At 72.6% G+C, this 14,544-nt stretch carries 14 protein-coding genes; 9 read left to right on the top strand and 5 right to left on the bottom strand.

The window, feature by feature from the left end:
- The first annotated feature begins 13 nt into the window (after positions 1-13).
- Together ACFYX0_RS13285 and ACFYX0_RS13280 are read left to right on the top strand one after the other, a co-directional pair.
- Entirely contained in the window at positions 14-388 is a 375-nt protein-coding gene (locus ACFYX0_RS13285; protein ID WP_311699667.1) for an STAS domain-containing protein, read from the top strand.
- Positions 389-726: 338 nt separating this feature from the next.
- A complete protein-coding gene (locus ACFYX0_RS13280; protein WP_355907034.1) occupies positions 727-1,239 on the top strand; it encodes an EF-hand domain-containing protein in 513 nt (170 codons plus the stop codon).
- Here the strand turns inward: ACFYX0_RS13280 and ACFYX0_RS13275 are convergent.
- Positions 1,218-2,732, bottom strand: coding sequence for a class I adenylate-forming enzyme family protein (locus ACFYX0_RS13275; protein WP_388969894.1), 1,515 nt, complete (start codon positions 2,730-2,732; stop codon positions 1,218-1,220). The two genes, ACFYX0_RS13280 and ACFYX0_RS13275, sit on opposite strands and share 22 nt — an antisense overlap.
- 179 nt (positions 2,733-2,911) lie before the next feature.
- Between ACFYX0_RS13275 and ACFYX0_RS13270 the strand changes: the two genes are divergently transcribed.
- From ACFYX0_RS13270 to ACFYX0_RS13260, 3 genes are all read left to right on the top strand, one after another.
- Positions 2,912-4,066, top strand: coding sequence for an acyl-CoA dehydrogenase family protein (locus ACFYX0_RS13270; protein WP_388969892.1), 1,155 nt, complete (start codon positions 2,912-2,914; stop codon positions 4,064-4,066).
- A gap of 7 nt (positions 4,067-4,073) precedes the next feature.
- Complete coding sequence (locus ACFYX0_RS13265; RefSeq protein WP_388969890.1) at positions 4,074-4,970, top strand: acyl-CoA dehydrogenase family protein; 897 nt, start codon at positions 4,074-4,076, stop codon at positions 4,968-4,970.
- Between the two features lie 477 nt (positions 4,971-5,447).
- Complete coding sequence (locus ACFYX0_RS13260; RefSeq protein WP_355907022.1) at positions 5,448-5,939, top strand: ATP-binding protein; 492 nt, start codon at positions 5,448-5,450, stop codon at positions 5,937-5,939.
- Positions 5,940-6,409: 470 nt separating this feature from the next.
- Here ACFYX0_RS13260 and ACFYX0_RS13255 read toward each other — a convergent pair whose 3' ends face one another.
- Positions 6,410-7,336 (bottom strand): cyclase family protein, encoded by a 927-nt coding sequence (locus tag ACFYX0_RS13255; RefSeq protein WP_388969888.1) that lies wholly within the window; start codon positions 7,334-7,336, stop codon positions 6,410-6,412.
- 90 nt (positions 7,337-7,426) lie between these two features.
- Between ACFYX0_RS13255 and ACFYX0_RS13250 the strand changes: the two genes are divergently transcribed.
- Genes ACFYX0_RS13250 through ACFYX0_RS13240 form a run of 3 tightly spaced genes read left to right on the top strand, consistent with a single transcriptional unit; the run spans position 7,427 to position 10,620 of the window.
- Complete coding sequence (locus tag ACFYX0_RS13250; RefSeq protein ID WP_388969886.1) at positions 7,427-8,338, top strand: SDR family NAD(P)-dependent oxidoreductase; 912 nt, start codon at positions 7,427-7,429, stop codon at positions 8,336-8,338.
- Between the two features lie 55 nt (positions 8,339-8,393).
- Positions 8,394-9,548, top strand: coding sequence for an acyl-CoA dehydrogenase family protein (locus ACFYX0_RS13245; protein ID WP_388969884.1), 1,155 nt, complete (start codon positions 8,394-8,396; stop codon positions 9,546-9,548).
- A gap of 22 nt (positions 9,549-9,570) precedes the next feature.
- Positions 9,571-10,620 carry a Zn-dependent alcohol dehydrogenase gene (locus ACFYX0_RS13240; protein ID WP_388970058.1) on the top strand — a complete coding sequence of 350 codons (1,050 nt, stop codon included), beginning with the start codon at positions 9,571-9,573 and terminating at the stop codon, positions 10,618-10,620.
- Here ACFYX0_RS13240 and ACFYX0_RS13235 read toward each other — a convergent pair.
- On the bottom strand, positions 10,610-11,638 hold the full coding sequence (locus ACFYX0_RS13235) for a GlxA family transcriptional regulator (protein ID WP_388969882.1): 1,029 nt from the start codon (positions 11,636-11,638) through the stop codon (positions 10,610-10,612). The genes ACFYX0_RS13240 and ACFYX0_RS13235 overlap by 11 nt on opposite strands.
- Before the next feature lie 70 nt (positions 11,639-11,708).
- On the opposite strand from ACFYX0_RS13235, the gene ACFYX0_RS13230 reads away from it, so the two are divergent.
- Positions 11,709-13,013, top strand: a complete 1,305-nt coding sequence (locus ACFYX0_RS13230) for an MFS transporter (protein WP_388969880.1) — start codon at positions 11,709-11,711, stop codon at positions 13,011-13,013.
- 32 nt (positions 13,014-13,045) lie between these two features.
- On the opposite strand, the gene ACFYX0_RS13225 is transcribed toward ACFYX0_RS13230, so the two are convergent.
- Positions 13,046-13,651, bottom strand: coding sequence for a flavin reductase family protein (locus ACFYX0_RS13225; protein ID WP_388970057.1), 606 nt, complete (start codon positions 13,649-13,651; stop codon positions 13,046-13,048).
- A 53-nt stretch (positions 13,652-13,704) separates the two neighbouring features.
- On the bottom strand, positions 13,705-14,520 hold the full coding sequence (locus ACFYX0_RS13220; RefSeq protein WP_388969878.1) for an enoyl-CoA hydratase/isomerase family protein: 816 nt from the start codon (positions 14,518-14,520) through the stop codon (positions 13,705-13,707).
- Positions 14,521-14,544 lie beyond the last annotated feature (24 nt).

Genomic DNA, 14,544 nt, shown 5'->3' with positions numbered 1-14,544 from the left:
GGGAGGCGCGGCGGTGACGCTCAAGGTGACCTACGGGGAGCGCGGCGAGTGGGCCGTGCTCCATGTCGAGGGTGAACTGGACCTGGTGACGTCGCCGGTGTTGCGCCAGCGGGTGCACGACGCGGTGGCGGAGGGGCGGCACCGTGTCGTCCTCGATCTGTCGGACGTCGTCTTCTGCGACTCCAGCGGCGTCGGTGTGCTCATCGCCACCCGCCGGCTGATCCGTTCCTGCCGGGGCGGGCTCAGACTGATCCTGCCCCCGCCCAGCGCGGTGGAGGGCGCGCACGTCAACCGGGTCCTCGCCGCGCTCGGTGTGCGCCGCCTCTTCGACGTCTACGCGGACGTGGTCTCGGCCACCGACGAGGAGTCGCGCCCCCTGTCCGCGTGAGCCCCTCGCACCCCCCTTTCCCGTGAGCCACGCGCGCCCTTCCACGGGCTCCCAACGCCCACCCGCGTGAGTCACCTGTGTGCCCCCCCACGCGCGCCCGTGTCACCCCCGTGCGCCCCGTCCATGACCCGTGCGCTCCGCCCGTATGCCTCCAGCTCCTCCCCAGCAACGCGCCCGGCGCACCCCCGTCAACGGAACACTCCAGGACAGCCACACTGTTGTCCCGGAATTCCTGCGGTCTTGGTACAAGCGTCGTTTTCCGTCTCTCCCCGCGCCTCCGGCGTCGTACGCTCCGTCCGAGACGCACCCCGACTCATGTAAGGCGGCCCGAGAACACCATGGTCAGCACCGAGTACGAGCGCAGGATCGCCGCCCGGTTCGCCACCTTCGACCAGGACGGCAACGGCTACATCGACCGGGAGGACTTCAGCGCCGCGGCCAAGGCGGTCCTCGCCGAGTTCGGCACCGCGGCCAGATCCGAGCAGGGGCAGGCCCTGTACGCCGGGGGCGAGGCGTTCTGGCAGGGCATGGCCGGCATAGCGGACCGGGACGGGGACCAGCGCATCACCCGCGAGGAGTTCGTGGGCGGCGCGGTCAAGCGGCTGCGCGACAACCCGGAGCGGTTCGCGGAGATCGCCCGCCCTTTCCTGCACGCGGCGCTCGCCGTCGCGGACGGCGACCACGACGGCCGGGCCACGGTGCAGGAGACCGTGCGCGTCCTCAAGGCGCTCGGCGTGGGCGAGGAGATCGCCCGGGCGGCCGCTGCGGTGCTCGACGCCGACGGGGACGGCATGGTCGGCGAGACGGAGGTCGTGACCGCGATCGCGCGCTACTTCACCGTGCCGGAGTAGCGCTCCCGCAGCCGGTACTTGAGCACCTTCCGCAGGGTGTCGTTCCGCGGCAGGGCGTCCACCACCTCCAACCGCTCCGGCAGCTTGTGCACCGACAGCCCCTCGGCGCGCAGATACGAAACGATCGCGTCCAAGGTCAACTCCTGTGCGCCGGGCGGCTGTTCCACCACCGCGCAGACCCGTTCGCCGCAGTCCCGGTCGGGCAGTCCGATCACCGCGACGTCCCGCACCGCGGGGTGCCCGTGGAGCAGGTCCTCGATCTCCTTGGCCGAGATGTTCTCGCCCTTGCGGATGATGACGTCCTTCAGCCGCCCGGTCAGCACCAGATGCCCGCTGTCGGTGAGGTGCCCGAGGTCACCGGTGACGAAGAACCCCTCCTCGTCGAAGGCCTCCGCCGTGCCGGCCGGGTCCAGATACCCCCGGCAGACGGCCTCTCCCCGCAGCCGCACCTCCCCGTCGACGATCCGTATCTCCATCCCCTCGGGGGGCCGTCCCTCGGTCGTCGCCAGGCTTCGGGCATCGTCGTCCGGCCGCCCCATGGTGATCATGGGCACCTCGGTCATGCCGTAGCCGTGGGCGAGCTGCACCCCCATCTCCCGGACCACCTGGTGGTACAGCTCGGGAGGCTTGGGCGCCCCGCCGCCCGCCAGCAGCCGCAGCGTCGGGATCAGCCGGACCCCCGGCCGCCTGCGCTGCTCGGCGAGGAACATCGAGTAGAAGGCGGTGGACCCGCCGGCCACCGTCACCCCGTGCCTGCGGTACTCCTCCAGTGCGTCCGGCAGCGCGAACTGCTCGAACAGCACGGCCGGGAAGCCGTACAGCAGCAGCATCACCGTGTAGTCGGGCCCGCCGATGTGCGCGTACGGGAAGGCGATCGAGCCCACGTCCTGCTCGGACAGCCGCAGCGCGTGCGCGAGGCAGGCCCCGCCCGCGATGAGCGAACGGTCCGTGTGCAGGACGCCCTTGGGGTCGGAGGTCGTCCCGGAGGTCCAGTAGATCCAGCGGACCGAGGTGCCCTCGGCGGGCGGGGGAGGCAGCACGGCCGGGTCCCCGTCGGGCAGGTCCCCGTCGTCGTACGCCCGGAAGACGCCCCGCGCGCCGAGTCGCCGTGCCATCGCCGTGTGGTCGTAGCCCCGCCAGACGCCCGGCACCGCGAAGAACTCCGCCCGCGCCCGGCCGAGCGCGAAGCCGACCTCGCGCTCCCGGTAGAAGGGGATGACGGGTGTCTGGACGGCCCCGAGACGGGCCAGTGCGAAGGACAGCAGGGCCGTCTCGATGCGGGTGGGCAGTTGCCAGGCGACCACGGTTCCGGGGCGTACGCCCATGTCGTGGAGCCCGGCGGCCACTCGCTCGGCCCGCTCGCACAGCTCGCCGAAACTCAGCGAACGGTCCCCCTGGAGCAGCACGGGCCGGTCGGGGGTGAGGGCGGCGCGCCGGGCGGCCAGTTCCCAGAGCGTCCGGGACTTGCCCAGCGCGTGCGCGGTGTCGTTCACATCGACCCCCTGGAGCTGACGGTCAGTCAGATAGTGCGCAGAGCGTAGGACCGGCCGCCTTGCCGGTCCAGGGGTGCGGGGCTAATCTGCTTCCCGGCCTATCTGACTATCCATCAGATCGCCTGGCGCCAGGGGAGGGGACCCGCACCCATGACGAACCCGACCGACCCGGACCGCTAGTGGAACTCGCCCACTCGCCCGAGGAGGAGGAGTTCCGGGCCCGGCTGCGCGCCTGGCTGGCCGGGGTGCTGCCGACCCTGCCCCCGAAGCCGCCCCCCGACGACTGGCCGGCCCGGCGCGCCTACGACCTCGGCTGGCAGCGGATGCTCCACGACGCGGGATACGCGGGCCTGCACTGGCCCGTGGACGCGGGCGGACGGGGAGCCACCCCCACCCAGCATCTGATCTTCCTCGAGGAGACGGAGAAGGCAGGCGCCCCCTATGTCGGCGCCAACTTCGTCGGACTGCTGCACGCCGGACCGACGATCGCCGCCGAGGGCACCCCCGAGCAGCGCGCCCGCTGGCTGCCGCCCGTGCTCCGCGGCGAGGAGGTGTGGTGCCAGGGGTTCAGCGAACCCGAGGCCGGTTCCGACCTGGCGTCGCTGCGCACGCGCGCGTGGCGGGACGGCGACACCTATGTGGTGAGCGGGTCCAAGATCTGGACCTCCCACGCCGAAGTGGCCGACTGGTGCGAGCTGCTGGTCCGTACGGATCCCGCGGCCCCGAGACACCGGGGCATCACCTGGCTCGCACTGCCCATGGACGCACCGGGTGTCACCGTACGGCCGCTGCGGACGCTCGCGGGGTCGAACGAGTTCGCCGAGGTGTTCCTCGACGAGGTGCGGGTGCCGGTGGCCAACCGGGTCGGCGCCGAGGACGACGGCTGGCGCGTGACCATGGTGACGCTCTCCTTCGAACGCGGCACGGCGTTCGTCGGGGAGGTGGTGGCCTGCCGCCGGGTGCTGCGCGAACTCGCCCGTGCGGCACACGACGGCGGCCGCTGGGGCGACGTCACGCTCCGTCGCCGGCTGGGCCGGCTGAACGCGGAGTTCCGTGCCCTGTGGCGGCTCACGCAGTGGAACGTGAGCGAGGCGGAGCGGACCGGGGGAGTGCCGGGCGTCGGGGGTTCGGTCTTCAAACTGCGGTACTCGCACGCGCGCCAGGAACTCTTCGACACCGCCGCCGACGTACTGGGCGCCGGCTCCCTGGACGTCGGCCACCCCTGGGTCCTGGACCGGCTGTCCTCGCTGTCGTACACGATCGCGGCCGGCACCTCGCAGATCCAGCAGAACATCGTGGCCGAACGCATCCTGGGGCTGCCGAAGGGACGGTGACCGACCCGTGCGCTTCCAACTGACCGACGACCAGCGGGCGTTGCGCGCGGGCGTGCGCGCGCTGCTGGCGGGCCGCTTCGGCCGGGACGCGCTGCGGGCCGCCGTCGCGCGACCCGGTGTGCTCGACCGCGCGCTCTGGCGCGCGCTGGGCGAGGCGGGCCTGTTCGCGCTGCGGCTGCCGGAGGCGGCGGGCGGGGTCGGGCTGGGGCTGCCCGAGGCGGTCCTCGCCTTCGAGGAGGCGGGCCGGGCGCTGCTGCCGGGCCCGCTGGTGGCCACGCATCTCGCGGCCGGCGAGGTGCCGGGCGCGGCGAGCGGCGAGACGGTGGTCACGGACGTGTCCGGCGGCCTGGTGGAGTGGCTGGCCGAGGCGGACGTCGTACGGGGGGACGCGGCGGGTGCCGTACCGGTCCGCTCGGTGGACCCGCTGACCCCCCTGCACCGGGTGGAACGGGCCCCGGACGCCGCCCCCGTGCCCGGCCGGCCGGACCCCGTGGCCGTCCTCCTCACCGCCGCCGAGCAACTGGGCGGCGCCGCCCGGACCTGCGAGCTGGCGGTGGAGCACGCGCGGACCCGGGAGCAGTTCGGGCGGCCCATCGGCGCCTTCCAGGCGGTACAGGGGCTGTGCGCGCAGAGCCTGGTACGGGTGGAGACGGCCCGGGCGGCGGTGTACGCCGCCGCCGTCACCGCCGACCCTCTCGACATCGCCGCGGCCCGGCTGCTCGCCGACGAGGCGGCGGTCCGCGGTGCGCGCGACTGCCTCCAGGTGCACGGCGGTATGGGTTTCACATGGGAGGCCGAGGTGCATCTGTTCCTGAAGCGGTCCTGGGTACGGACCCACCGTACGGGTAACGATACGCAGAGTTATGACATCCTTGCCGATGATCTGCTCTCCGAGGCGGTATGACCCCTCTGTCCAGGCATTCCTCGGGATGAGCCCGCGTAGATGTCGCGGATTGTGGCAATCCAGAATTACGGAGCGTTGATACCGGGTTGTGTCCTACGCGTGACTTGTCACGGCCTGGAGTCGGTACGGGGCTCCGGTACCTTGTGTGGGATGCGAGTGGTTCCGAGCACGAGCCCTACCGGTGCGGCCCCTGTGGCGGCGCCGGATGCGGCGATGCGCGCCGCTCGCGGGGCGGTGCGGGCCCCCGTATTCGCCTGTTCGACTCCCCGTGGCAAGCGTCGCACAGTATGGCGTACGCGTACTCCTTCGCGCTGGAATATGCCCGAAGCGCTTGTTGGGGTGACTGTACGTCAACCATGCTGTCGTGCAAGGGAATCACGGTGTGTGATCCTGGTTCCTGCCATGCAGACGATGACCACGATCGTGGCGCTCGCGAGGCGCGAGGCGATGTGTCCGCCGGTTCGGATGGTGTGAGCGGTGCAGGTGCTTCAAGTGCAGCTGGAGATCCGGCCCGACCCCGCGGAAGTGGGGCGAGCCCGGAGATGGGCACGGTCCCGGCTCGCCGGGTCGGGGATAGGCGCGGAGGAGCCGCTCGCCGAGACCCTGATCCTGCTCGTCTCCGAACTGGTCACCAACGCCGTGGTGCACACCGGCTGTCCCGCCGTGCTGCGCCTGCTGCTGACGGGTGTCCGGGACGACCCCACCGGCGCTCCGTCGGGCACCGTCCGTCTTGAGGTGGCCGACACCAGTGCCCGCCCGCCGGTGCCGCGGCACGCGCGCGGCGACGAGTGCGGCGGCCGCGGCCTGGAACTGGTCGACGGCCTCGCCGACCGCTGGGGCTGGGACCCGGAGGGTGCGGGCAAGCGCATCTGGTGCGAGGTGGACCGCTGTACCGCGGCGGTGGCCGGCCGGATCGCGGCCTGCGCGAGCGAGACGGCCCTCGCCGACCTCGCGTTCGGCGTCGTCTAGCGGAATCCGCGCCCCCGGGCTCGGTCGCCGGGGTGCGCCCCGGCCGTCCGTGGCGCGGGCGTACGCGCCCGGGTGCACGGCCGCACCGACTCGGCCGTCCGGGGCGGAACGGTGTTCGGATGCGCCGGGGTGTGCTTCCGTGCGCGCTGTCAGGAAAAGGGCGTAAGTGAGGAATCCCCGAGCGGTTGTTGACGCCGCGTGTCCGGGTGATCACGCTGGATTCCAGTGGTGCGCCGCGAGGGGACGCCGAGGGTCACGGTGACGGGATCCTCGGCGAGTGCGGATCGCTATTCGGCGTCGGCTCCTCACGGGGCCGGACGGTCCGTCGGAGACCGTCCGAGGAGCGGGGCAGGTGCGCCGGAACCGGATGGCGGCGCGCGGTGCCGCGCTCGGGGCGAGCAGGGGTGCGCCGCCATCCGAACCGCCTCCCCGTACCGACCCTCCTCCCCCCATCGACCCGGCGGCGCCTCCTAGAGGATCGCCACCGGCGCCACGGGCGTCCCCGTGCCACCGGTGAAGGGCTCGGGCATCGCCGACAGCAGGAAGCTGTGGTGCCCTACTTCTCCACAGGCTGTGGACAACTCTTCGAGATTCCAGTTCTGGCCCTGCGGCATCCCCATCTCCACGAGATCCAGCGCGTGGACCGCCAGCCACAGATCGTCGATCTCGGGAGGGAAGATCTCGAAGGTGAGCGTGTCGTTGGCGACGGCCGCCACATCGCGCGCGTGGAACCACTCCGGAGTGCGCACGGACAGCCCCGGCGACGGATACCCGTAGGCGTGCCGGTCGCCCGCCAGATAGCTCCGGATCTGCCCGGTCCGTACGAGCACGATGTCCCCAGCCCGTACGCGCGTCCCGGCGAACTCCTCGGCCGCGTCGAGGTCTTCGGGGGTGACGGCGTGCCCGCCGTCGAGCCGCTCCCTGCCGAGTGCACGGGCGACGTCGAGCAGCACACCGCGGGAGACGATGTGCCGCGGCTTGTCGATCCCGCCGAACGCCGCACCGCCGTGGGGGGTGACGGTGTCGGCCGGGCGCCCGTTGTACAGCCTCCCGGAGTGCGAGACATGGCTGAGCGCGTCCCAGTGGGTGCCCGCCTGTAGTCCCATGGTCACCGCGTCGTCGCTGCACGCCACGGTGCCGGGCCCGAAGACCTCCTGGTTGATCTGCACCATGACGTGCAGCGGATTGACCCGCCCCGGGATCACACCGGTCTGCACCCCGTCCTGGCGCAGGGGCAGGGCGAGCGGGACGCGCAGACCGCTGCGCACGCAGGCGGCGGCCTCCCGCACCACCTCGTCGGTGATCAGGTTCAGGGTCCCGATCTCGTCGTCCGCGCCCCAACGCCCCCAGTTGTTCACGCGCTTGGCGATCTCGTGGAACTCGGCCGGCAGTGACATGAGTCCTCCCTGGGGCTTGTCTCCGAGCGGCCGGCGGGCCGTAGAATCAGAAAACTAACGGACCGTCAGAAACTGCGGGAGGGGCCGGGCGTGGGGAACTTCTTGGCAGGCAAGGTCGTCGCCGTGACCGGTGCGGGCCGCGGGATCGGACGGGCGGTGGCGCTGGCCGCGGCGGCCGAGGGAGCCCGGGTCGTCGTCAACGACCTCGGGGTGTCCGTGGAGGGCGCGGCGCCCACCAGCGCGGTCGCCGAGGCCGTGGTCAAGGAGATCGAGGCGGCGGGCGGCCGGGCCGTCGCGGTGGCCGACGACATCGCGACGATGGCGGGCGGACAGCGGGTGGTGGACGAGGCGCTCGCGTCGTACGGCCGCCTGGACGGGGTGGTGTGCGTGGCGGGCATCCTGCGCGAGCGGATGCTGTTCAACATGACCGAGGAGGAGTGGGACCCCGTGGTCGCCACCCACCTCAAGGGCACCTTCACGGTGTTCCGGGCCGCCTCGGCGGTGATGCGCGCACAGCGGTCGGGCACCCTGATCGGCTTCACGAGCGGCAACCACCAGGGATCGGTCGCGCAGGCCAACTACAGCGCGGCCAAGGGCGGCATCATCTCCCTGGTCCGCAGCGCCGCGCTCGGCCTGCACAAGTACGGGGTGACGGCGAACGCCGTGGCGCCGGTGGCCCGCACCCGGATGTCGGCGAACGTCCCCATGGAGCTGAAGGACATCGGCGAACCGGAGGACGTGGCCGCGCTGGTGGTCTATCTGCTGTCGGACCGCGCCCGGGAACAGGGCATCACGGGCCAGGTGTACACGATCGCGGGCCCCAAGCTGGCGGTCTGGGCCCAGCCGAGGGAGCTGAGGGCGGCCTACGCGGAGGGTTCCTGGAGCCCGGAGCGGATCGCCGACGTCCTGAGCGGGGCGGTGGGGGCGGACCCGATGCCGCTGCTCGCACAACTGGAGGCGATGGAGCGGGCGGCGCGGGAAGGGAAACGGCCCAACACATGACGCGGCGGCCGGCCGCAGCTGCTGACACCAGTCGACCCGACCCGAGGCGGTGACCGTGGAGTTCGGCCCCAACCCCGAAGACCAGGCCTTTCGTACCGAGGCGAAGGCCTGGCTGCGGACCCACCTCGCCCCGGACACCGGTCGGCGCGACTGGGAACGCACGCTCGGCGCCGCCGGCTGGATCGGCCTCGGCTGGCCGGAGGACGGATACGGCAACCGCCGCGCCACCCTCACCCAGCAGGTCGTCTGGGCGGAGGAGTACGCGCGGTCGGGCGCGCCGCCCCGCTCCGGCCACATCGGCGAGAACCTCCTCGCCCGCACCCTCATCGCCCACGGCACCCCCGAGCAGAAGTCCCGCTTCCTGCCCCCCGTGGCGCGCGGCGACGAACTCTGGTGCCAGGGCTACAGCGAACCCGGCGCGGGCTCCGACCTCGCGGGTGTCCGCACCGCCGCCGTCCGCGACGCCCCGGGGACGTACCGCGTCACCGGCCAGAAGATCTGGACCTCGCTTGCCCACCAGGCCGACTGGTGCTTCGTCCTGGCCCGCACCGACCCGGCCGCCCGCCGCCACCACGGCCTGACCTTCCTCCTCGTCCCGATGGACCAGCCCGGCCGCATCGAGGTCCGCCCGATCCGCCAGCTCACCGGGACCAGCGAGTTCAACGAGGTGTTCTTCGACGGGGCGACGGCCCGTGCCGAGCACGTGGTCGGCGGCGAGGGAGCGGGCTGGCGGGTCGCGATGAGCCTGCTCGGCTTCGAGCGGGGCGTCTCCACCCTGGCCCAGCAGATCGGTTTCGCCCGGGAGCTGGGCGAGATCCTGCGGACGGCGGTGGCGACCGGCGCGGCCGACGACCCCGTCGTACGCGACCGTCTCGTCGCCCAGTGGGCCGAACTGCGGGCGATGCGCTGGAACGCCCTGCGTACCCTGGGCGGCACGGCCGACGCGGGCGCCCCCAGCGTGGCCAAGCTGCTGTGGGGGCGCTGGCACCAGCGGCTGGGCGAACTGGCGATGCTGGTGCGAGGACCCGCGGGGGCGGCGGGCCCGGCCGACTGGACGCCGCAGTCCCCGTACGCACTGGACGCGGACCAGCATCTGTTTCTCTTCGGCCGCGCCGACACCATCTACGGCGGCTCCGACGAGATCCAGCGCACGATCATCGCCGAGCGCGTGCTCGGCCTGCCCAAGGAACCCAGGGGACCGGCGACCTGAGGGAGTGGCGATGCCAGACGCGATACGAGGCGTGATCTACGACGGTACGCAGCCGCGGGTCGTGGACGACCTGGAGGTACGGGATCCGGGCCCCGGCGAGGTGCGGGTGGCGGTCGTGGCGGCGGGACTGTGCCACAGCGATCTGTCCGTGGTGGACGGGACCATACCCTTCCCCGTTCCTGTGGTGCTGGGCCATGAGGGCGCGGGTGTAGTGGAGACGGTGGGCGACGGCGTCACCCATGTCCGGCCCGGGGACCATGTGGCGCTGTCCACCCTGGCGAACTGCGGGGCGTGCGCGGAGTGCGACCGGGGCCGGCCGACGATGTGCCGGGAGGCCATCAGCCGGCCCGGCCGTCCGTTCACCCGGGGCGGTCGGCCGGTCTACCAGTTCGCGTCGAACTCCGCCTTCGCGGAACGCACCGTGGTGAAGGCGGTCCAGGCCGTCCGCATCCCCGAGGACATCCCGATGCCGTCGGCGGCGCTGATCGGATGCGGTGTCCTGACCGGCGTGGGCGCCGTGCTCAACCGCGCGCGGGTGGACCAGGGCGACACCGTCCTCGTGATCGGCACGGGCGGGATCGGCCTCAACGTCTGCCAGGGCGCCCGGATCGCGGGCGCGTCGCGGATCGTGGCCGTGGACGCCAACCCGGCGAAGGAGGCGGTGGCACGGCAGTTCGGCGCGACGGACTTCCTGGCCTCGGCGGACGGGCTGAGGGAGCTCCTGCCGGCCGGCGTCGACCACGCTTTCGAGTGCGTGGGCCGGGTGGAGCTGATCCGCGCGGCGATCGACTCCCTGGACCGCCATGGCCAGGCGGTCCTGCTGGGGGTGCCCCCGGTGGGGGCGGAGGCCGCCTTCCTGGTGTCCTCGATGTATCTGGACAAGTCCGTGCTGGGCTGCCGCTACGGCTCCTCCCGCCCCCAGCGGGACATCGCGCTCTACGCCCGGCTGTACCGCGAGGGCCGCCTGCTGCTGGACGAGCTGGTGACGGCGACGTACCCGGTCGAGGACTACGAGAAGGCCGCGGCGGACGCGCACGAGGGAAGGGTGGCGAGGGCGGTCCTCACCTTCTGAGACCGGCCGTCGCCGGGCCCACCCCGTCCACGGCACCCGTGCGGAACGTCCGCCGGTAGACGGTGGGCGTCACCCCGAGCGCCGCCTGGAGGTGCTGCCGCATCGACTGCGCCGTGCCGAAGCCGGAGTCCCGCGCCACCTGGTCGATCGACAGGTCCGTGGACTCCAGCAGATGGCGGGCCCGTTCCACGCGCTGCCGGGCGAGCCACTGGCCGGGGCTCACCCCGGCCTCCTCGCGGAAGCGGCGCGTGAAGGTGCGTACGGACATGGCCTCCTGCTCCGCCATGTCCCGTAGCTGGATGGGCTCGTGGAGGCGGCCGAGGGCCCAGGCGCGGGCGGCGGTCGTGGTGGCCAGCTGCGGATCGGGCACGGGCCGGTGGATGTACTGGGCCTGGCCGCCGTCGCGGTGCGGCGGTACGACCATACGGCGGGCCACGTCGTTGGCGACCGCGGTGCCGTGGTCGCGGCGCACCATGTGCAGGCACAGGTCGATCCCGGCCGCCACCCCGGCCGAGGTCAGAACGTCGCCGTCGTCGATGAACAGGACGTTCGCATCGACCTTGATCCGCGGGAAGAGCCGCTGGAAGTGCTCGGCCTCGGCCCAGTGCGTGGTGGCCGGCCGCCCGTCGAGACGACCGGTGGCCGCGAGGACGTAGACGCCCGTGCAGATGGAGGCGAGCCGGGTGCCGGGCCGGATGTGCGCGAACGCGGCGACCAGGTCGTCCGAGAGCACGCCCTGCTCGAAGACCGGGCCCAGCTCGTAGGACGCGGGCACCACGACGGTGTCGGCGGTGGCCAGGACCTCCGGGCCGTGCGGGACGTGGACGGCGAAGTCGGCCTCGGTCTCGACCGGGCCGGGCGGCCGGACCGAGCAGGTGAGGACCTCGTACAGATGACGTCCCGAGGCGTCCTTGGGCTGCCCGAAGATCCGGTGCGGAATGCCCAGTTCGAAGGGCAGCAGCCCGTCCAGGGCGAGGACGACGACACGGTGCGGCCGGAAAGCGGGCTCACGAGTCATGGCCCGATCGTAGTCAATGCTGTCCTTCGGGCCACTCGTTCGAGCGAAGCGCGGCCGGGATCCTCTAGTGGTGACCCAGACAACCGAAGCCGCAGCCGTAGAGGAATCCCGAGTCGGCACGACGCCGTCCCGTATTCACCGGGCCTGGTTCGTCGCCGCCGTCACTTTCGTGACCATCACCGGCGCCGCCGCCTTCCGCTCCCTGCCCGGTCTGCTGATCGACCCTCTGCACCAGGAGTTCGGCTGGTCGCGCGGCACCATCGGCGCGGCGGTGTCCGTCAACCTGGCGCTGTACGGAGTGACCGCGCCCTTCGCGGCCGCCCTGATGGACCGCTTCGGCATCCGCAAGGTCGTCGCCGCGGCCCTCGCGGTCATCGCGCTCGGCTCCGGCGCGACCATCTGGATGACCGCGGCCTGGCAGCTCATGCTCTGCTGGGGCCTGCTCGTCGGTCTGGGCACGGGCGCGATGGCGCTCGCGTTCGCCGCGACGGTCACCAACCGCTGGTTCACCGCGCGCCGCGGACTGGTGAGCGGCATCCTCACCGCCGCGTCCGCCTCCGGGCAACTGGTCTTCCTGCCGCTGCTGTCCTGGATGGTCCAGGACCACGGCTGGCGCCCGGCCGCGGGCACGGTGGCCCTCGCCGCCTTCGCGGTCATCCCCTTCGTCTGGCTGCTGCTGCGGGACCATCCGGCGGACGTGGGCCAGAAGCCGTACGGCGCAGCCGAGTTCGTGCCCCGGCCGGAACCCGTGCGCGGTGCCGCCCGCCGGGCCCTCGCCGTGCTGGCCTCGGCGGTGCGCACGGGGCCGTTCTGGCTGTTGGCCGGCACCTTCGCGATCTGCGGCGCCTCCACCAACGGCCTGGTCCAGACCCACTTCGTGCCGGCGGAGCACGACCACGGCATGCCGATCACGACGGCCGCCTCGCTGCTCGCGGTCATCGGCGTCTTCGACGTCGTGGGCACGATCGCCTCGGGCTGGTTCACGGACCGCTTCGAACCGCGCCGGCTGCTCGCGGTGTACTACGCCCTGCGCGGGCTCTCGCTGCTCTTCCTGCCCATCCTGCTGGCCCCCGCCGTCCACCCCCCGATGATCTTCTTCATCGTCTTCTACGGTCTGGACTGGGTGGCCACCGTTCCGCCCACCCTGGCGCTGTGCCGGGAGCAGTACGGCGAGGACAGCGCCATCGTCTTCGGCTGGGTCCTCGCCTCCCACCAGATCGGCGCCGCCCTGGTCGCGTTCCTCGGCGGTGTCGCGCGGGACGCGTTCGGCTCCTACGACGTCGTCTGGTACGCGTCGGGCGCCCTGTGCGCGGCGGCGGCCCTGATGGCGCTGGTGATCCGCCGTCGGCCGGCGGGCGTGCCGGCTCTCGCCTGACCGCTCGCCCCGACTCCTTGCGGGAAGCCTCCTTACAGGAAGCGGCCCTTGTGGAACAGCAGCGGAGCGTCCGTGCCGTCGCCGGTCCCCAGGGCTTCCACCCGGCCCACCACGATCAGATGGTCTCCGCCCGTGTGCACGACGTGGATCGCGCAGTCGATCCACGCCGTGGCTCCGGCGAGACGCGGGGAGCCGGAGAACGGCGCGGGTTCGTGGTCCACGCCGGCGAACTTGTCCCCGCCGCTCACCGCGAACCCCCGGCACAGCTCGCCCTGGTGGGCGCCCAGCACATTGACACAGAAGACGCCCGCGCGGGCGATCCGCGGCCAGGTCCGCGAGGTCCGGCCGACCAGGAAGACGACCAGCGGAGGGTCGAGGGACAGGGACGAGAAGGACTGGCAGGCGAACCCGGCGGGTGCGCTCTCGCCGTCCCCGGCGGGGCCGCTGATCACGGTGACACCGGTCGCGAAGTGCCCGAGGACGCGCCGGAACTCACCCGGGGCGACCGGCGCCCGCTCGTCCTCGCCGACGGCCCGCAACTCGGGCCGTGGCAGCGCCTCGACGGGCTCCGCGACCGTGGGCGCCCCGACCGACCTGAGGTAGCGGACGGCGGAGGCCGCCATCCCTGCGTGTCCCATCACGGCGTCCATTGAAGCTGACGCCATGTCAGAAGTGAACCCCTCGGGGAGCCTCAGCGGCCCCGATAGCGGGGCTCCCGGCGCTCCACGAAGCTCGCCACGCCCTCGTTCGCGTCCACGGTCGTCATATTGATCTCCTGGGCCGCAGCCTCCGCGGCGAACGCGGTGGCACGATCGGCGTCCAGGGACGCGTTGACCAGCTGCTTGGTGAGGGCGAGGGCACGGGTCGGCCCGGCGGCAAGGCGCTCGGCCCAGTCTTGGGCGGCCTGGTCCAGACCGTCCGCCGGTACCACCCGGTTGACCAGACCCAGAAGTTCCGCGTCCGCGGCGGTCAGCGCGTCACCGAAGAACATCAGCTCCTTGGCGCGCTGCGGGCCGATCAGCCGGGGCAGCAGATAGGCGCCGCCGCCGTCCGGTACCAGCCCCCGGCGCACGAAGACCTCGCTGAACCGGGACGGCTCGGCGGCGAGGACCAGGTCGCAGGCGAGAGCGAGATGGGCGCCCAGCCCTGCGGCGGTGCCGTTCACGGCGGCGATCACCGGCTTCTCGCAGTCGAGGACCGCGGCGATCAGACGCTGGGCGCCCTCGCGGAGGGTCCGGGCGACATCGCCGGGGACCCGCTCACCGGCCGCCGCGCCGCCGCGCAGGTCCGCCCCCGCGCAGAAGCCGCGGCCCGCGCCGGTGAGGACCACGGCCCGCACGTCCGGGTCGGCGGAGGCGTCGAGAAGACTTCGGATGAGGTGTTCCCGCAGGTCAGGGGTGATGGCATTGAGGGATGCGGGGCGGTTGAGGGTGAGCCGGAGGACGTGACTGTCAGTGGTGTGCCGTACCAATGACTCATGGGTTCCTTCGGGGGAGGGCATCATCATGTTCCGTTTCTTCGTCCGGCTTTC

Source organism: Streptomyces sp. NPDC002573 (assembly GCF_042889625.1).
GTDB lineage: Bacteria > Actinomycetota > Actinomycetes > Streptomycetales > Streptomycetaceae > Streptomyces > Streptomyces gibsoniae.
This window is presented reverse-complemented; position numbering and strand designations above follow the sequence as displayed.

Excerpts from the sequence above, each read along its gene's own strand:
- ACFYX0_RS13225 (WP_388970057.1), bottom strand. The coding sequence starts at position 13,651 with ATGGGACACGCAGGGATGGCGGCCTCCGCCGTCCGCTACCTCAGGTCG.
- ACFYX0_RS13280 (WP_355907034.1), top strand. The coding sequence starts at position 727 with ATGGTCAGCACCGAGTACGAGCGCAGGATCGCCGCCCGGTTCGCCACC.
- ACFYX0_RS13255 (WP_388969888.1), bottom strand. The coding sequence starts at position 7,336 with ATGTCACTGCCGGCCGAGTTCCACGAGATCGCCAAGCGCGTGAACAAC.
- ACFYX0_RS13220 (WP_388969878.1), bottom strand. The coding sequence starts at position 14,520 with ATGATGATGCCCTCCCCCGAAGGAACCCATGAGTCATTGGTACGGCAC.
- ACFYX0_RS13235 (WP_388969882.1), bottom strand. The coding sequence starts at position 11,638 with ATGACTCGTGAGCCCGCTTTCCGGCCGCACCGTGTCGTCGTCCTCGCC.